The sequence below is a fragment of the Amycolatopsis sp. WAC 01376 genome (genome assembly GCF_003947415.1).
Classification (GTDB): domain Bacteria; phylum Actinomycetota; class Actinomycetes; order Mycobacteriales; family Pseudonocardiaceae; genus Amycolatopsis.
Genome location: NZ_QHKL01000009.1, coordinates 214,651 through 229,605, shown reverse-complemented (window position 1 = coordinate 229,605; position 14,955 = coordinate 214,651). Strand labels below are relative to the sequence as shown.

The following is a 14,955-nucleotide window of genomic DNA, read 5'->3' as shown; positions in this document are numbered from 1 at the left end:
TGTCAAGGAGGTGCCGATGACGGCGACGAGCCGCAAGGAGAAGGCGGCGGAGACCGAGGCCGCGCTCAAGGACGCGGCGAAGCGCGTCTTCGCGGCGAAGGGGTACCTGAACACCAAGATCACCGACATCACCGCGGAAGCCGGACGCGCGGCGGGCTCGTTCTACAACCACTTCGCGAGCAAGGAGGAGCTGCTCGAAGCGCTCCTCGCGGACCTCGCGGCGGCGAGCGACGTCAACGCGTCCTCGCCGGAGCACAAAGCCGACTTCACCGACCCGGACGCCGTGCGCTGGCACGTCCGCGAGTACTGGAACTTCCATCGCGACAACGCCGCGACGATGCTCGCGCTGCGCCAGGCGGCGATGGTCAGCGACGACTTCGCACGCACCTTCGCGCGCTTCGGCGCCGATCAGGCGGAGGACCTCCTCGGCCACCTCGGGTACATCACCGCGGCGGGCATGGAACTACCGGCGTCGGAACGGCTCTCGCTCGCGATGATGGGCGAACTCGTCAACGGCTTCGCGCACACGTGGCTGCTGGACCCGTCGTCGGTCTCCGAGGAGGAAGCCGTCGAGGCGCTGACGCGGTTCATCTACCGGGGTTTCACCGGTCGCGACGTGCTATGAACGGTCCTTTCCTTGCAAAATTTGCAAGGAAAGGACCGTTCATAGCACGCCGCACCGGACGCAAACCGCGCCAAGATCAGGAAGTGAGCCGCTCCACAGCCGCGTCGATCCGCTCGTCCGTCGCCGTCAAAGCGATCCGCACGTGCCGCCCACCGGTCGGCCCGTAGAACGTGCCCGGCGCGGCGAGGATGCCGCGATCGGCGAGCCAGTCGACCGTGTCAAGCGAGGATTCCCCGCGCGTGGACCAGAGATACAGCCCCGCCTCGGAGTGCGAAATCTCGAAACCGCTGTCCAGCAGTGCCTTCCGCAGCACCAGCCGGCGGCGTGCGTAGCGTTCCCGTTGCACGGCAAGCGCTTCGTCGTCCTTCAGCGCGGCGACCATGGCCTCCTGCACCGGCCGCGGCATGATCAGCCCGGAGTGCTTGCGGATCTCGAGCAGCCCGGCGACGAGCTTCGGGTCACCGGTGACGAACCCGGCCCGGTAGCTCGCGAGGTTCGCGGACTTCGACAGCGAGTGGACGGCCAGCAGGCCGTCGAGGGAGCCGCCGTGCACGGACGGGTGCAGGATCGACACGGGCTCGCTTTCCCAGCCCAGCGCCAGATAACACTCGTCGGAGACCACGACGACATCGCGTTCCCGCGCCCATTCGACGACCTTGCGCAGGTGATCGACACCGAGCACGCGTCCCGTCGGATTCGACGGCGAGTTGATCCACAGCATCGAGGGCCGCTGCGGGCCGAGCGCGAAAGTGCTGTCCGCACGCAGCAGAGTCGCGCCCGCCAGCAGCACGCCGACCTCGTAGGTCGGGTATGCCACCTCGGGGATGACGACGAGGTCACCGGGGCCGAAGCCCAGTTGCCGCGGCAGCGACGCGACCAGTTCCTTCGAACCGATCGTCGGCAGCACGGCCGTCTCGGGGACGCCTTCGATGCCGTGCCGCCGCGAAAGCGCGTCGATCGCGGCGGCCCTGAGCTCGGGGATCCCGTGCGTGGTCGGGTACCCCGGGATCTCCGACACGGACGCGAGCGCCGCGCGGATGCTCTCGGGGACCGGGTCCACCGGCGTGCCGATCGACAGATCGACGATGCCGCCGGGATGCGCCTGGGCCTTCGCCTTGGCTTCGGCGAGGGAGTCCCAGGGGAAATCGGGAAGAGCGACCCGGCTCATTCGCCCTGCGGGGGAAGAGCCTTGATGAAGGCGGGATCGTGGCTGGTCTTGCCGACCTTGGAGGCGCCACCGGGCGAGCCGAGTTCGTTGAAGAAGTCGACGTTGGCCTTGGTGTAGTCGTTCCACTCGTCGGGGACGTCGTCCTCGTAGTAGATCGCCTCGACGGGGCAGACCGGCTCGCAGGCACCGCAGTCGACGCATTCGTCCGGGTGGATGTACAGCATGCGGTCACCCTCGTAGATGCAATCCACGGGGCACTCGTCGATACACGCCTTGTCGAGCACGTCGACGCAGGGCTCGGCGATCACGTAGGTCACTGCGCACTCCTGCTTTATCTCTGCTTCACCAGTCTGCAACGGACATTACGCGCCCACGGGCGCGACCGGCCCGCTTAGGCCACCCTTATTCCGTACCCCGGGTATGGGCTTTCAGCGGTCTTTCCGGCGCGGCGGCGGAGTGGCCCTGCTGTCCCCGGTGATGACGAACTTCGGCGCGGCGGGCTTCGCCGCTTCCGCGTCCTTCTCGACGGCCTTTTCCGTGCCCAATGCCCGGTTGAAGCCGTCGGAGATCTCGCGGACCAGGTCTTCGTTGTGCCTGTCGTCCTTGCGCGCGATGCTCATCGGGGTCCCTCCACTGCCTTCCTTGGCACAATCTAACCGTGAACAGTGCGGAAATGCTCGAGCTCACCTGTAGCCGGGCTTGGACTCCCCTGCTGGAGAGCCGGATCGGGGACTGGAGGCTGCGCTGGGCGGACGGGTTCACCGCCAGGGCCAACAGTGCCCTGGCCATCGGCGATCCGGGAAAACCGCTGCCAGACGCCCTGCGGGCGGTCTGTGACTTCGCCCACGATCATGCCATCCCGCCGGTCGTTCAGGTGATCCAGGACACGTCGCTCGAAGACGCCATCGCCGCCTGCGGCTGGGTCCACTATGTGGAACACCGGCCCGCACACGAGGTTCGCGTGCTGACCGGGCCGCTCTCGCGCGGGACCTCGGCGGGAGCGGTGGTTCTCGACGAACCGACGTCCGGATGGTGGGAAATGACCGCGGGCGGCGCGGATCCGGCGGAGGCACCACGGCATGTCCTCGGCACCGGCAAGGTCGGCTTCGGGGTGGTGGAGGTCGACGGCGTCACGGCCGGGGCGGTCCGCGGGGCCGTCGTCGACGAGTGGCTGCACATCGCCCGTTTGGAGGTACGGCCCGAGTTCCGGCGACGGGGGCTGGCACGCGGGATGATGAACGCGGCGGGCGGCTGGGCGGCCGCTCAGGGCGCCACCGGCGTCGTGCTGCAGGTCGCGGTGGCGAATTCCGGCGCGCTGAAACTGTACGAAAGCCTGGGCTGTACGGAGCACCACAGGTACCGCTACTGGGCCCCGGCTCCGGGGGCGTGCGAGGATCGCCCGTCGTGAAGGTCGTCATTTTGGTCGGCGGAGTGGGCGGGGCCCGCTTCCTGCTGGGGGTCAAACAAGCACTCGGTCTGCCCGCGATCGGTTCCGGGCCGGAATCGCCGCATGAGGTGACCGCGCTGGTGAACACCGGGGACGACGTGTGGATGCACGGTCTGCGCATCTGCCCGGACCTGGACACCTGCATGTACACGCTCGGCGGGGGGATCGACGAAGAGCGCGGCTGGGGCCATTCCGGGGAGACCTGGACGGTCAAGGAGGAGCTCGCCGCCTATGGCGCCGAGCCGACCTGGTTCGGCTTGGGCGACAAGGACATCGCGACGCATTTGATCCGTTCGCGGATGCTGCGCGCGGGCTATCCGCTCTCGCAGGTCACCGAGGCGCTGTGCGACCGCTGGCAGCCGGGCGTGCGCCTGCTGCCGATGTCGGACGACCGCGTCGAAACGCATGTCGTGATCGACGACCCCGATTCGGACACAGATGCGGACCAGCGCAAGGCGATCCACTTCCAGGAGTGGTGGGTGCGGTACCGCGCCGAGCCGAAGGCGCATTCGATCATCGCCGTCGGCGCCGAGGAGGCCAAGCCGGCGCCGGGTGTGCTCGACGCGATCGCGGGTGCCGACATCGTGCTGTTCGCGCCGTCCAATCCGGTGGTCTCGGTCGGCACGACGCTCGGTGTGCCGGGAATCCGCGACGCGCTGCGGAAGACACGCGCCAAGGTCGTCGGTGTCTCGCCGATCATCGGCGGGAAGGCGTTGCGCGGTATGGCCGACGCGTGCCTGAGCGCGATCGGCGTGGAGACGTCGGCCGAGGCCGTCGGACGGCATTACGGTTCCCGCAAGGAATCCCCGGACGGCGTGCTCGACGGCTGGCTGGTCTCCGAGGGCGAAACCGTCGAGGTGCCGGGAGTCGCCGTCCGCGACGTGCCCCTGCTGATGTCCGATGTGGACGCCACGGCGGCCATGGTGCGTGCGGCTTTCGATCTGGCAGGAGTTTCCGTTGACTGACCACGCTTCCGCGAAGATCGAGATCCTGCCGGTCGAAGGGTTGCCGGAGTTCCGCCCCGGCGACGACCTGACCGGCGCGATCGTCGAGGCGGCTCCCTGGCTGCGGTCGGGCGACGTCCTGGTCGTGACGAGCAAGATCGTCTCCAAGGCCGAGGGCATGCTGATCCGCGTCCCCGCCGACCCGGAGGAGCGCGACGCCGCCCGGCGCAAGCTGGTCGAGGAGGAGTCGGTCCGCGTGATCGCGCGGATCAACCGGACGGTGATCACCGAGAACAAGCTCGGCATCGTGCAGGCCGCCTCCGGGGTGGACGCGTCGAACGTGGCCTCCGGTGAGGTCGCGCTGCTGCCGTCCGATCCGGACGCTTCCGCGCTCGCGCTGCGGAACGGGCTGCGTGAACGGCTGGGCGTCGAGGTCGCCGTCGTGGTCACCGACACCATGGGGCGGGCGTGGCGGGTCGGGCAGATCGACGCCGCGATCGGCGCGTCGGGCCTGCGGGTGCTGCACTCGTACGCGGGCGAGGTCGACAGCCAGGGCAACGAACTCGCGGTCACCGAGGTGGCGATCGCCGACGAACTCGCCGCCGCGGCGGATCTGGTCAAGGGCAAGCTCGGCGGGACACCGGTCGCCGTCGTCCGCGGACTTCGGCTGACCGACGACGGTTCGACCGCCCGCGAACTGCTGCGGCCGGTCGAGGAGGACCTGTTCCGCCTCGGTACCAACGAATCCATCGCGCAGGGCCGCCGGGAAGCCGTGCTCGCGCGGCGTTCGATCCGGTCGTTCACCGACGAACCGGTCGATCCGGAGGTGCTGCGCCGCGCGGTCGGGACGGCGCTGACGGCGCCCGCGCCGCATCACACGAAACCGGTCCGGTTCGTCTGGCTGCGCGAGGAAGGCTTGCGCCGCAAGCTTCTCGACGCGATGAAGGCGTCTTGGCAGGCCGATCTCGAAGGCGACGACTTCACCGCCGAGCAGGTCGTGAAGCGCCTCAGCCGCGGCGACATCCTCTACAACGCGCCCGAGGTCGTGATCCCGTTCCTCGTCGCCGAAGGCGCGCACACCTACCGCGACGACCGGCGAAACGCTTGTGAGCACACGATGTTCACCGTCGCCGGTGGCGCGGCCGTGCAGGGCCTGCTGGTCGCGCTCGCCGCCGAAGACCTCGGCTCGTGCTGGATCGGTTCGACCATCTTCGCGGCGGACGTCGTGCGCGACGTGCTCGGCTTGGACGAGCGCTGGGAACCGCTCGGCGCGGTCGCGATCGGTCATCCCGCCGCCCTCCCGCCCGCGCGCGGTCCCATCGAACCCGGTGAAGGACTTCTCGAACTGTGACCCTGCACTACGACGTTGTGTCCACTTTGTCCGGTTGGCGACCGGCGGACGCCGCCCAGGAATCCTTGCGCCAGGCCTATCTCGGCTTCCTCGCCGCCCGCGAGGACGTCTGCCGCCGCGAATGCGCGGCCGGGCACATCACCGCGTCGGCCGTCCTTCTCGACGCCGACGCGGAAAACGTGCTGCTCACCCTGCATCCGCGAGTCGGGCGCTGGCTGCAGCTCGGCGGGCATTGCGAACCCGGCGACGCGACGCTCGCGGACGCCGCTCTTCGTGAGGCACGCGAGGAATCCGGCATCGACGACCTGGTGATCGAGCCGGCCCCGGTGCATCTCGACGTCCATCCGATCACCTGCTCGCTCGGCGTGCCGACGCGGCATTTCGACGTGCGTTTCGTGGTGCGCGCGCCCCGGGGAGCACAACCGGTCCAAAGCGACGAATCGGACGATCTTCGTTGGTGGCCGGTGGATTCCCTGCCGAAAGGGTCGGAAGATCTCGCCGAACTGATGGAAGCCGCCGTGCCCGTGGCGGCCGGCCGTTAGGGTGTCGGCTGACGTCCTAAAGGGGGAATGATGCTGACGGCGCTGACGCCATATCTCGACCGGGTCCGGGTCCACAGCAGCGGAGACGGTGACGGCTTCGGCTGGTTTCTGCTGATCCTGGCGATCATCGTCATCATCATCGTGGTCGTGGTGATCATCGTGAAGGTCAACCAGGCGAAGAAGCCGCCGATGACGTTCCCGCAGAACCCGAACTTCGGTGGTGGCGGCCCGGCTCCGGGCTTCCCGCCGCCCCCGCCGCCCGGTGGACCCGCCCCGCAGGGCAACTGGCAGCAGCAGCCCGGCTTCCCGCCGCCTCAGCCCGGTTACGGCCAGGCGCCCGGCTTCCCGCCGCCGCCCGCCCCCGCTCCCGCGGGTTTCGCGCCGCCCGCAGGCTTCGCGCCGCAGCACGGCGCCCCCGCGGGTTTCGCACCACCTCCCGGCGCCCCGGCGCACAATCCGTTCGGCGCGCCCGGCATGGCTCAGCCCGGTTTCCCGCCGCCTCCCCCGCAGGCCGGGCCGCCGATCGACGGCAGCGCGGACCGCACGCAGGTCGTGTCCCCCCAACAGCAGGCGGACGCCGGCGCCGACCGCACCCAGGTCGTGTCGCCCGCAGGCGGCGGCGACCGGACGCAGGTCGTGTCACCCGCGGGCGCCGACCGGACGCAGGTCGTCTCCCCGGCGGGCGGCGGTGACCGGACGCAGGTCGTGCCCGGTGGCGCCGGTGACGCCACCCAGGTCGTCCCGCCCCGTCAGTAGCCCCCAGCAGGGAGAGAACCGCATGGTCAGGGTCGACCCGAACTCCTCGGTCCCGCCGTTCGAGCAGGTCCGCACCGCCTACGCGGAGCGGATCAACGAGGGCACCCTGCCCGTCGGGGCGAAACTCCCGACCGTGCGGAAACTCGCCGAAGACCTCGGCATCGCCCCGAACACGGTCGCCAAGGCCTACCGCGAACTGGAAGAAGCGGGCCTGATCGAGACTCGCGGCCGGGCGGGGACGTTCGTCAGCGCCATCGGCGACGAAACGCGCGAACGCGCGAGGCAGGCGGCCGCCGACTACGCCGCGCTGACCAGGAAGCTGGGTCTCGGCCGCGACGAGGCCAAGGCGATCGTCGACGCGGCGCTCGGTTGATCCACTCCGCGCGACCGGTCACACGGAGTGGACCGGCTAACCTCACCGCATGGGAGTCTCCGTGTTGATGCTGTTGATCATCTTTCTGGTCCTCGCCGGTGTCGGCGTCGGCATCTTTTTCCTGGTGAAGGCACTCACCAAGCCGAAGCCCCCGGTGTACCCGCCGCACCAGTACCCGCAGCAGCCGCCGCAGTACCCGAGCCAGCAGCAGCCCTACCCGCCGCAAGGCTGGGGCAACTGACCGGCAGGCGCGATCACATCGCGCGGTAGTCGCGGAGCTCGATCTTCGGCCCGAACCTCGGGCGCCGGAATCCGGCCGTCGACAGGTAGCGCACGGCACGCTGGCGCTGCGGCGAATACGGCGCCAGCACCTCGGACATCCCGACGTCGTCGAGTTTCGTGCCGACGAGCGCGTGCCCGACCATCGACGGGATGTTGTAGTCGCCGAAGCTCACCGCGTCCGGATCGCCCCAGGCGCGTTGCGCGATCTCCGCCGCGGTCCACACGCCGATTCCGGGCACCTTCCGCAGCCAGGCGCGGCCCTCGACACCTTTCAGCTCGACGGCCTTCTCCAGCCGGGTCGCGACACGGGCCGCGGCGATCAGCGTCGTCCGCCGTTTCAGGTCCACCCCGGCGCGATGCCATTTCCAGTCCACAATGGATCGGATGGCGACGGGTGTCGGCGGCACACGCAGCCGCGACGGCACCGGCCCCGGCGCCTGCTCGCCGAACCAGCGGCACAGCTCACCCCACGACCGCAGCGCCTCCGTACTGGTCACCTTCTGCTCCAGCACGGCGAGCACCAGCGCGTCCCACACCCGGCCGGTCGAGCCGAGCCGCAGTCCCGGGTTCCGGCGCCGCGCCGACGCGACGACGTCGTGATGCGCGATGAACTCGGAGTCGTCGTCATGCGCGCCCAGCATCGCCGGGACGCCGTCGAGCAGCCTGTCCGCGCCGGGCCCCCAGGCCTCGGCCTCGATCTCGCCGTCGGCGCGCCGCAGCAGCGCGAGCGTGCCCGCGCCGTCCGCGGTGTTGGCCGCCAGCCAGGTGACCCCGGCCTCGGTGCGGACGACGTTGGGCGACCGTGACCCACGGCTCAGCGGACCGAGGACCGTGTCCAGGTCCAGTTCGAAGCCGGGGCGGAACAGCACACGATGAAACTACCCGGCACTCGGCTAGGGTTAGCGGGCCACCTGAAACCGTAAGCCTATGGAGGACACCGACGATGACCGAGCGACCGGCGAAGGCCTCGATCGTCAGCGGGTACTTCAACCCGCTCCACCAGGGCCATCTCGACCTGTTCGAGGACGCGCAGGCACGGTCCGGCTACCTGATCGTCATCGTCAACAACGATCACCAGCAGGTCCTCAAGAAGGGCAGGGTGATCCAGACCGAGGACATCCGGGCCCGGATCGTCCGCGCGCTGCGCATCGTCGACGACGTGTACATCGCCGTCGAGCAGGGGCCGGGCATCAACGAGTCGTTCGACCTGATCCGCGCGGCGTACCCCGACACGGAGCTCGAGTTCTGCAACGGCGGCGACAGGCGCAGCGTCGACGAGCTGCCCGCGGACGAGATCGAGGCCGGGGCCCGCAACAACATCGCGTTGCTCTACGGCATCGGCGGCACGGACAAGGCGGACTCCAGCACCCGGATCCTTTCGGACATGGAAGCCTGAGTCCTGGCGGCCCGCCAACTTTTGTCGGACGACGTTCGCGGGTCTGCTGACGGCGGCCGCTCCTAGGGCCTACCCTAGACATCACACAGTCGGCCCTGAACCCAGAGGGCCCCAGGTCAGTCGGGAGGCCTAGGGGAATGGACCCCCGTGCTCGGGCGGACGCCTTGCTCGCACGCGCAAGCGCGCGTGGAGCCTTCGTCGTGACACCGGACAACGCGACGTCTCCGATGGACTCCGCGAACACCCAGCAGATCCCCCGATCGGTGGTCGCCGAGATCGACCGATCATCGGACCCGGACACGACCACTCAGCTACCTGCTTCGCTGATCGCGGAGAACGACCACCCGCTCGCGGGACCCGAGCCGACGACGCGGCTGGACCTGCCGCCGGCGCGGGGCGAAGGTTCGACTCAGCCGCAGCCTTATCCTCGCCGCCCCGGCACGCAGCCGACCAGGCCGCTGCCGCAGGCGACCACCCCGCTCACCCGGCGGCCGCCGGCGGCGCCGGTGCAGAGCCCGCTGATCGAGCAGCCGGAGACCGTCGAGAACGAGGTCGGCGGCCTGGTGCCGACGGTGAAGCAGAACCCTTCGGGACGGTCGAACCTCTCGCGCCGTCTGGATGGCATCTGACCTCTCTCACGTGCAATGAAAGGCCCCTTCATAGCAAATTTTGCAATGAAGGGGCCTTTCATTGCACGCGCGGGCACCCGCCTCAGGAGGCCCGGATCACCCGATCGATCTCCTTGATCGCCGCGCCCCCGCCGTACGTGGCGTTGGACAGCATGGCGACGTCCAGCCCCTCGGCCGGATAGTGCCGCATGAGCGAGCAGACGCCGATGTTCCCGCCGTCCTTGTAGTAGTGCCGCACCGAGCCGTCCGGCTCCAGGACGAATTCGAGGCCGAAGCCGTACCAGACGCCTTTGCTGTGAAGCACCTGCGGCGTGAGGAACTCCTTCGTGCGCTCCGGTGACAGGAGTCGTTCTTCGCGGATCGCGCGCAGAAACCGGACGAGGTCGCCGACGGTGCAGTACGCACCCCCATCGGGTGACCCGATCGGCGGGTAGCTGAAGATGTTCTGCTTCCAGCCGGTGATCTGCTCGCCGTCGAGGATCGGGTCCCAGCCTTCGGCGACCCTAGGCGCCGGATCGCGTCGGTCGAAGAAGCCCGAATCGGTCATCCCCGCGCGGTCGAGCACGGTCTCCCGGACGTGGTCGCGATACGGCCTTCCGGTGCACTCCTCGATCACCAGCCCGGCGAGAACGTACCCCGAATTGCAGTACCGGCAGCCCTCGCCCGGCGCGAAATTCGGTGCCCTGTAGGCGAAATTGGGCAAATGGTCGCGTGTGTCCACCACCGAGTACACCGGTTTGTCGACCCACAGCGCCTCGTAACTCTCGCCCGCTTCCTCGTCGGCGTCGTCGGCGATCCCGGACGTGTGCGTGAGCAGGTGCCGCGTCGTCGCACCGGGCGCGATCGCCGTGCCGCCGAGGTCGATGATCTCGCCGATCGGGCGATCGAGGTCCAGCCGTCCCTCGTCGGCGAGGCGCACCGCGGCGATCGCGGTGACGACCTTGGTGATCGACGCGGTGTCGTAGCGGATGTCCGGCGTGTTCGGCACCGACCAGCGGCGGCTGGCCAGGCCGTATCCGCGTTCGAACAGCGTCTCGTCGCCGCGCCGGATCAGCACGACCCCGGAGAAGCGATCCTCCCCGGCGCGTTCCGTCAGCCAGGTGTCCAGTTCGGCGAAGTCCATGCACCGACGGTAACGACGGCGGGGAGCGGAGTCGCGCGAGTTCCGGTGGCCGGAACGGCTACTTCCGGCGCGTTTCGAGCTTGAGCCGCAGCGCGAGACCGGCTTTCACCGCGAGCATGACCGGCTTCCACAGGAGACCGCGGTGACGGTCCGCGAGGTAGCGGTACGCGCTTTCGTGGTGCACACGCAGCATCTTCTCCGAAGCCTGCGAAGTCGAATGCCCGCCGATGTGCATGACGCTCGACGAAGGGGCGTACACGTTCAGCCAGCCAGCGCGGGTCAGCCGGTCGCCGAGGTCGACGTCCTCGAAGTACATGAAGTAGCGCGTGTCGAATCCGTCGACCGAGTCGAAGGCCTCGCGGCGCAACAGCTGGCAGGACCCGGAAAGCCAGCCCGCCGTGCGCTCGACCGGGGTGCCGGTCTCCTGCCGGTACTGCCGCGTCCACGGGTTACCCGGCCAGATCTTGCCGAACGCCGCGTGCCCGATCCCGCGGCCGAACGACGGCAGCAGCCGGGCCGACGGGTAGACCGTGCCGTCGAGGTCGTGGATGAGCGGCCCGAACGCGCCACCGCGCGGCCAGCGCTCGGCCACCTCAAGCAGCGCGTCGAGCGAACCGGGTTCCCATTCGAGGTCCGGGTTCACCACGACGACCCAACCGTAGCTGTCGTCGAGTTCCGCGACCCCCCGGTTGGCGGCCGTGCCGTAGCCGACGTTCTCGCCGATGCTGAGCAGCTTGACGTTCTCCCGGCGGGCGGCCTTCTCCGGGGCGCCGTCCGTGGAGGCGTTGTCGGCGACGACGACCTGGACGTCCCGATCCGTCGCCTTCTCGAGCGTGTCGAGGAACTTCTCGAGGGTTTCGCCGGGGAAGTACGTCACGGTCACGACGGCGATCCCGTCGCCGTAGCTGGGGTGCTCAGTCACGGGGCCATTGTCCACCCGTCACCGAACGCGACCGCGCCGCACCCACCCCGAGGCGATAGCAAAGGTCCCTTGCTCCCCCGCTGCTCCGAAGCTCCGAATCCGGCGGATGCTCCCAATGTGGCGTTGGGGACACTCAGCGCCCCCAACGCCACATTGGGAGCATCCGCAAGGCTCAGCTCGCCCGCCGCTGCGCATGCCGGTGCCAAGCCTTCGCGTAGGCCTCCCGGTGTCGCTCCGCGGTCGTCGCCCACGAGAACTCCTTCGCCCGCCGAAGCGCGGCTTCGGCCAGCTCGGCCCGCCTCGCGGGAGCGTCGAGCAGCTCCGAGATGGCCGCGGCGACGTCTCCGGCGCCGACCCCGCAGTAGGCGACCGCGTCCCCGCCGACCTCCGGCAGCGAAAGCCGCCGGGTCGTGAGTACGGCCGCGCCGCACGCCATCGCCTCCAGCACCGGTAGCCCGAATCCCTCGCCGAGGCTCGGGTACGCGACCAGATCGGAGCCGCCGAGGAAGCCGGCGAGCGTGTCGAACGGCAGGTATCCGGCCCGGATCACGCGCAGCCGATGCGGTACGGCGTCGAGGGCGCGTTCGACCTGCGAATCCCAGCCCGGTTGTCCAGCGAGCACCAGCGCCGGCGGGTTCGGCCTGCCGATCACGGCGTGCGCGAAGCCGCGGATCAGCGCGGGCACGTTCTTGCGCGGTTCGAGCGCGCCGAGGAAGGCGACGTACGGCGTCTTCCCCAGTCCGACGGCCTGCCGCGCGGCCTCGATCTCGGCGGGTGAGGGCGGATGGAACCGATCCGGTTCGACGCCGTGGTGGATGATCTCCAGTTCCGAGGTGCGCACTGTCCGCACCTGGCCGACGCGCTCGAGTTCGGCCGCCGTCGCGATGCTCGGCACGACGCACAGCGTCGCGCGGCGAAGCGCCGTCGCGGTCCAGGCGCGGAAGAAGCGCGCCTTCACCGAAGAGTGCAGGACGGCGTCGGTGAAGAAGGTCGCGTCGTGCAGCGTCACTACCGAAGCGGCCGGACTGGCCAGCGGCATCGTGTAGTGCGGCGAGTGGACGACGTCGGCGGCGAGCCGCCGGACCAGCCGGGGCAGGGTCGCCTGCTCCCAGGTCAGCCGGGCCGTCCTGGTCGAAGTCGACGGCGAGGTCGGCACGATCCGCGCGCCGGGCGCCAGCCGGTCGTACAGCACCGCGTCCCGCGGCTGGCAGACGACGGTGATCCGAGCGCCGTCCTCGTCCAGCGCCGCGACCAGCGAATCCACGTAACGTCCGACGCCACCCCGGTCCGCGGGAACGGCGGTCGCGTCGATCAGCACGCGAGGGTCATCGGTCACCCTAGGAGGGTACGGCTGCTCACCGGCTCCGCGGTGGGGAACCGGGAAACTGATCGTGCTGGTGGAGGCCCCAAACGGCCGAAGCGGCACGCTGCCAGGTGAACTCACTCGAACGGCTGAGACCACTGTCACGCAGCGCTGCCGCACGCTCCGGATGGTCGAGTACGTCGCGAAGGGCATCCGCAAGCGCTTGCGCCTCGCCGACGGGGACGGTGACGCCCGCTCCCCCGGCCACTTCGACCAGGGCGGGAACGTCCGAATACACCACCGGCACCCCGGCCGCCATCGCCTCGATCAGCGGCAGCCCGAAACCCTCCGCCCGGCTCGGCATCGCCAGCACCGACGCGCCCCGCAACGCGAACGCCAGTTCCGCGTCGCTCACCTTCCCCAGCAGCCGGACGTCCGCGCCGTGCTCGCGCGCCAGCGCGGCCGGATCGACCCCGCCCCAGCCCGGCTGACCGGCCAGCACCAGCGGCACCCCGATCCGGCCTGCGGCGTCGATCAGCACGTCGATGCCCTTGCGCGGCTCGATCGTCCCGATCGCGACCACGTAGCGCTCGGGCAGCGCGACCTCGGTGAACGCGGCGGGCGGCCGCACCCCGTGCGGGATCACGTGCAGCGGAGCCGAAACCGGCACCAGCCCGGTGAGCTCGTCCGCAATCGCTCGCGTGGGCACGGTCAGCGCGGTCGCCCGCGCCGCGGCCCGCGCGATCATCGCCTTGTGCCACGCGACGCCACGCGGGGTCAAGGTCTCGGGATGCGTCCACGGCACGGTGTCGTGCACCGCGACCGACAGCGTCCGCCCCTTCGGCACGCGGGCGGGCGCGAGCGGCGTCGGCGCGTGCACCGCGTCACCACCCGGCCACCACGGCAGGCCCAGCTGCCAAGCGGCGATCAGCGCCCGGGGCGGGATCGGCAGCACACGTGGTCCTTCGACACCCTCGACGACCGCGGCCTCGATGTCGGCATGCCGTGCGACCACGCTCGACACCGTCCAGCCCGGCGGCGCGGTCTCGGCGAGCGCCCGCAGCACTTCGCCGGTGTAGCGGCCTGTCCCGCCGGGGACCGGCGCCAGCAGCTGCTCGGCGAGCACGACCAGTTCGGGCATGGTCTCTATTCTCTCTGGCATGCCCAGCACCACCGTCGTCGTGGTCACCTGGCGCGGCGCGGCGCACATCATCGCCTGCCTCGACGCCCTCGCCGCGCAGTCCCGCCCGCATCGCACCCTGGTCATCGACAACGCCTCCGACGACGGGACGGCCGCCCTGCTCGCCGCCCATCCGTCGAAGCCCGAGGTGCTCCGGCTGCGGCGCAACACCGGCTACGCGGGCGCCATCGCCGCCGCACTGGACAAAGTGGACACCCCGCTGATGGCGTGGCTGAACGACGACGCCGCGCCGGCCCCGGACTGGCTCGCGACCTGCGAAGACACCCTCGCCAAGGCTCCGCTCGCCGCCGCCGTGAGCGCCCGGCTGACGCTGGCCGACGGCACCGTCCAGTCCACGGGCGTCCGCCTGACCGCCGACGGCCACGGCGCCGACCTGCCGGAACGCGCCGAAGAGGTCTTCGGTTTCTGCGGCGGCGCGGCCGTGCTGAACGTCGAGGCGCTCCGTTCCGTCGGCGGCGTCCCGGCGTCCTACTTCTGCTACTACGAGGACACCGACACCGCGTGGCGGCTCCGGCTGGCGGGCTGGGACGTCGTCGGCGCCGAAGCCGAGGTCACCCATCGGCATGGCGCGAGCACCCGGCCGGGTTCGGTCCAGTTCCACCTGTGGAATGAACGCAACCGCCTGCTGACCCTCCTGCGGTGTGCTCCGCGTGAGGTCGCGCTCCGCCAGCTGCTGAAGTTCGCCGCCCTGACCGCGGTGCTCCCCTTCCGAGCGAAACCGAAAGCACCGAACTTTCGTCCGAGCCTGCGGTGCCGGGTGCTGGGTGCCGTCGCCGCCCGCCTGCCGCGCACACTGCTCGAGCGGCGGGCCATCGGCCGGCGCGCGACACTCGGCCGAGGCGCGGTCTGGGACGCGTGGGCGGGCAATTAAGCTTGCCCCAATCGAGAGCAGG

The 14,955-nt window shown here is 70.2% G+C and carries 19 protein-coding genes; 11 read left to right on the top strand and 8 right to left on the bottom strand.

Annotated elements, in window-relative coordinates:
- The first annotated feature begins 16 nt into the window (after nt 1–16).
- Entirely contained in the window at nt 17–625 is a 609-nt protein-coding gene (locus DMH03_RS36540) for a TetR/AcrR family transcriptional regulator (protein ID WP_125796559.1), read from the top strand.
- 76 nt (nt 626–701) lie between these two features.
- On the opposite strand, the gene dapC is transcribed toward DMH03_RS36540, so the two are convergent.
- The 3 genes from dapC to DMH03_RS36525 form a co-directional block, all read right to left on the bottom strand.
- Nucleotides 702–1,793, bottom strand: coding sequence for a succinyldiaminopimelate transaminase (dapC, locus tag DMH03_RS36535; RefSeq protein WP_125796558.1), 1,092 nt, complete (start codon nt 1,791–1,793; stop codon nt 702–704).
- The gene (gene fdxA / locus DMH03_RS36530; protein WP_125780827.1) at nt 1,790–2,110 is read right to left on the bottom strand and encodes a ferredoxin; all 321 of its coding nucleotides are present in this window, start codon (nt 2,108–2,110) and stop codon (nt 1,790–1,792) included. Before fdxA ends, dapC begins: the two co-directional genes overlap by 4 nt.
- Before the next feature lie 111 nt (nt 2,111–2,221).
- A complete protein-coding gene (locus tag DMH03_RS36525) occupies nt 2,222–2,413 on the bottom strand; it encodes a hypothetical protein (protein ID WP_125796557.1) in 192 nt (63 codons plus the stop codon).
- 53 nt (nt 2,414–2,466) lie between these two features.
- On the opposite strand from DMH03_RS36525, the gene DMH03_RS36520 reads away from it, so the two are divergent.
- Genes DMH03_RS36520 through DMH03_RS36490 form a run of 7 tightly spaced genes read left to right on the top strand, consistent with a single transcriptional unit; the run spans nt 2,467 to nt 7,447 of the window.
- Entirely contained in the window at nt 2,467–3,201 is a 735-nt protein-coding gene (locus tag DMH03_RS36520) for an N-acetyltransferase (RefSeq protein ID WP_125796749.1), read from the top strand.
- Entirely contained in the window at nt 3,198–4,205 is a 1,008-nt protein-coding gene (gene cofD / locus DMH03_RS36515) for a 2-phospho-L-lactate transferase (RefSeq protein WP_125796556.1), read from the top strand. Before DMH03_RS36520 ends, cofD begins: the two co-directional genes overlap by 4 nt.
- Nucleotides 4,198–5,535, top strand: a complete 1,338-nt coding sequence (locus DMH03_RS36510) for a coenzyme F420-0:L-glutamate ligase (protein ID WP_199749163.1) — start codon at nt 4,198–4,200, stop codon at nt 5,533–5,535. Before cofD ends, DMH03_RS36510 begins: the two co-directional genes overlap by 8 nt.
- The gene (locus DMH03_RS36505) at nt 5,532–6,077 is read left to right on the top strand and encodes an NUDIX hydrolase (RefSeq protein ID WP_125796554.1); all 546 of its coding nucleotides are present in this window, start codon (nt 5,532–5,534) and stop codon (nt 6,075–6,077) included. Before DMH03_RS36510 ends, DMH03_RS36505 begins: the two co-directional genes overlap by 4 nt.
- 27 nt (nt 6,078–6,104) lie before the next feature.
- A complete protein-coding gene (locus DMH03_RS36500) occupies nt 6,105–6,833 on the top strand; it encodes a hypothetical protein (RefSeq protein WP_125796553.1) in 729 nt (242 codons plus the stop codon).
- Nucleotides 6,834–6,855: 22 nt separating this feature from the next.
- The gene (locus tag DMH03_RS36495; protein WP_125796552.1) at nt 6,856–7,206 is read left to right on the top strand and encodes a GntR family transcriptional regulator; all 351 of its coding nucleotides are present in this window, start codon (nt 6,856–6,858) and stop codon (nt 7,204–7,206) included.
- A gap of 49 nt (nt 7,207–7,255) precedes the next feature.
- Entirely contained in the window at nt 7,256–7,447 is a 192-nt protein-coding gene (locus tag DMH03_RS36490) for a hypothetical protein (protein WP_158633152.1), read from the top strand.
- Nucleotides 7,448–7,460: 13 nt separating this feature from the next.
- Here DMH03_RS36490 and DMH03_RS36485 read toward each other — a convergent pair whose 3' ends face one another.
- Nucleotides 7,461–8,357 carry a DNA-3-methyladenine glycosylase gene (locus DMH03_RS36485; RefSeq protein WP_125796550.1) on the bottom strand — a complete coding sequence of 299 codons (897 nt, stop codon included), beginning with the start codon at nt 8,355–8,357 and terminating at the stop codon, nt 7,461–7,463.
- A 74-nt stretch (nt 8,358–8,431) separates the two neighbouring features.
- Here DMH03_RS36485 and DMH03_RS36480 point away from each other — a divergent pair, with 74 nt between their 5' ends.
- Nucleotides 8,432–8,884 (top strand): adenylyltransferase/cytidyltransferase family protein, encoded by a 453-nt coding sequence (locus DMH03_RS36480; RefSeq protein ID WP_125780810.1) that lies wholly within the window; start codon nt 8,432–8,434, stop codon nt 8,882–8,884.
- 200 nt (nt 8,885–9,084) lie between these two features.
- Complete coding sequence (locus tag DMH03_RS36475) at nt 9,085–9,513, top strand: hypothetical protein (protein ID WP_125796549.1); 429 nt, start codon at nt 9,085–9,087, stop codon at nt 9,511–9,513.
- 82 nt (nt 9,514–9,595) lie between these two features.
- Here DMH03_RS36475 and DMH03_RS36470 read toward each other — a convergent pair whose 3' ends face one another.
- The 4 genes from DMH03_RS36470 to DMH03_RS36455 all read right to left on the bottom strand — a co-directional run bounded on the left by DMH03_RS36470 (nt 9,596) and on the right by DMH03_RS36455 (nt 14,002).
- Nucleotides 9,596–10,636, bottom strand: a complete 1,041-nt coding sequence (locus DMH03_RS36470; protein WP_125796548.1) for a serine hydrolase — start codon at nt 10,634–10,636, stop codon at nt 9,596–9,598.
- A 58-nt stretch (nt 10,637–10,694) separates the two neighbouring features.
- Nucleotides 10,695–11,558 (bottom strand): glycosyltransferase family 2 protein, encoded by an 864-nt coding sequence (locus DMH03_RS36465; RefSeq protein ID WP_199749161.1) that lies wholly within the window; start codon nt 11,556–11,558, stop codon nt 10,695–10,697.
- Between the two features lie 172 nt (nt 11,559–11,730).
- Entirely contained in the window at nt 11,731–12,876 is a 1,146-nt protein-coding gene (locus DMH03_RS36460; protein WP_125796748.1) for a glycosyltransferase family 1 protein, read from the bottom strand.
- Between the two features lie 37 nt (nt 12,877–12,913).
- Nucleotides 12,914–14,002 carry a glycosyltransferase family 1 protein gene (locus tag DMH03_RS36455; RefSeq protein ID WP_125796747.1) on the bottom strand — a complete coding sequence of 363 codons (1,089 nt, stop codon included), beginning with the start codon at nt 14,000–14,002 and terminating at the stop codon, nt 12,914–12,916.
- A 19-nt stretch (nt 14,003–14,021) separates the two neighbouring features.
- Between DMH03_RS36455 and DMH03_RS36450 the strand changes: the two genes are divergently transcribed.
- Entirely contained in the window at nt 14,022–14,933 is a 912-nt protein-coding gene (locus tag DMH03_RS36450) for a glycosyltransferase family 2 protein (protein ID WP_125796547.1), read from the top strand.
- The last annotated feature ends 22 nt before the right edge of the window (nt 14,934–14,955 follow it).

Bases quoted from the DNA above. Each gene is read 5' to 3' on its own strand.
- DMH03_RS36540 (WP_125796559.1), top strand. From the start codon at position 17: ATGACGGCGACGAGCCGCAAGGAGAAGGCGGCGGAGACCGAGGCCGCG.
- dapC (WP_125796558.1), bottom strand. From the start codon at position 1,793: ATGAGCCGGGTCGCTCTTCCCGATTTCCCCTGGGACTCCCTCGCCGAA.
- DMH03_RS36525 (WP_125796557.1), bottom strand. From the start codon at position 2,413: ATGAGCATCGCGCGCAAGGACGACAGGCACAACGAAGACCTGGTCCGC.
- DMH03_RS36520 (WP_125796749.1), top strand. From the start codon at position 2,467: ATGCTCGAGCTCACCTGTAGCCGGGCTTGGACTCCCCTGCTGGAGAGC.
- DMH03_RS36500 (WP_125796553.1), top strand. From the start codon at position 6,105: ATGATGCTGACGGCGCTGACGCCATATCTCGACCGGGTCCGGGTCCAC.
- DMH03_RS36495 (WP_125796552.1), top strand. From the start codon at position 6,856: ATGGTCAGGGTCGACCCGAACTCCTCGGTCCCGCCGTTCGAGCAGGTC.
- DMH03_RS36490 (WP_158633152.1), top strand. From the start codon at position 7,256: ATGGGAGTCTCCGTGTTGATGCTGTTGATCATCTTTCTGGTCCTCGCC.
- DMH03_RS36480 (WP_125780810.1), top strand. From the start codon at position 8,432: ATGACCGAGCGACCGGCGAAGGCCTCGATCGTCAGCGGGTACTTCAAC.
- DMH03_RS36470 (WP_125796548.1), bottom strand. From the start codon at position 10,636: ATGGACTTCGCCGAACTGGACACCTGGCTGACGGAACGCGCCGGGGAG.
- DMH03_RS36455 (WP_125796747.1), bottom strand. From the start codon at position 14,002: ATGCCCGAACTGGTCGTGCTCGCCGAGCAGCTGCTGGCGCCGGTCCCC.
- DMH03_RS36450 (WP_125796547.1), top strand. From the start codon at position 14,022: ATGCCCAGCACCACCGTCGTCGTGGTCACCTGGCGCGGCGCGGCGCAC.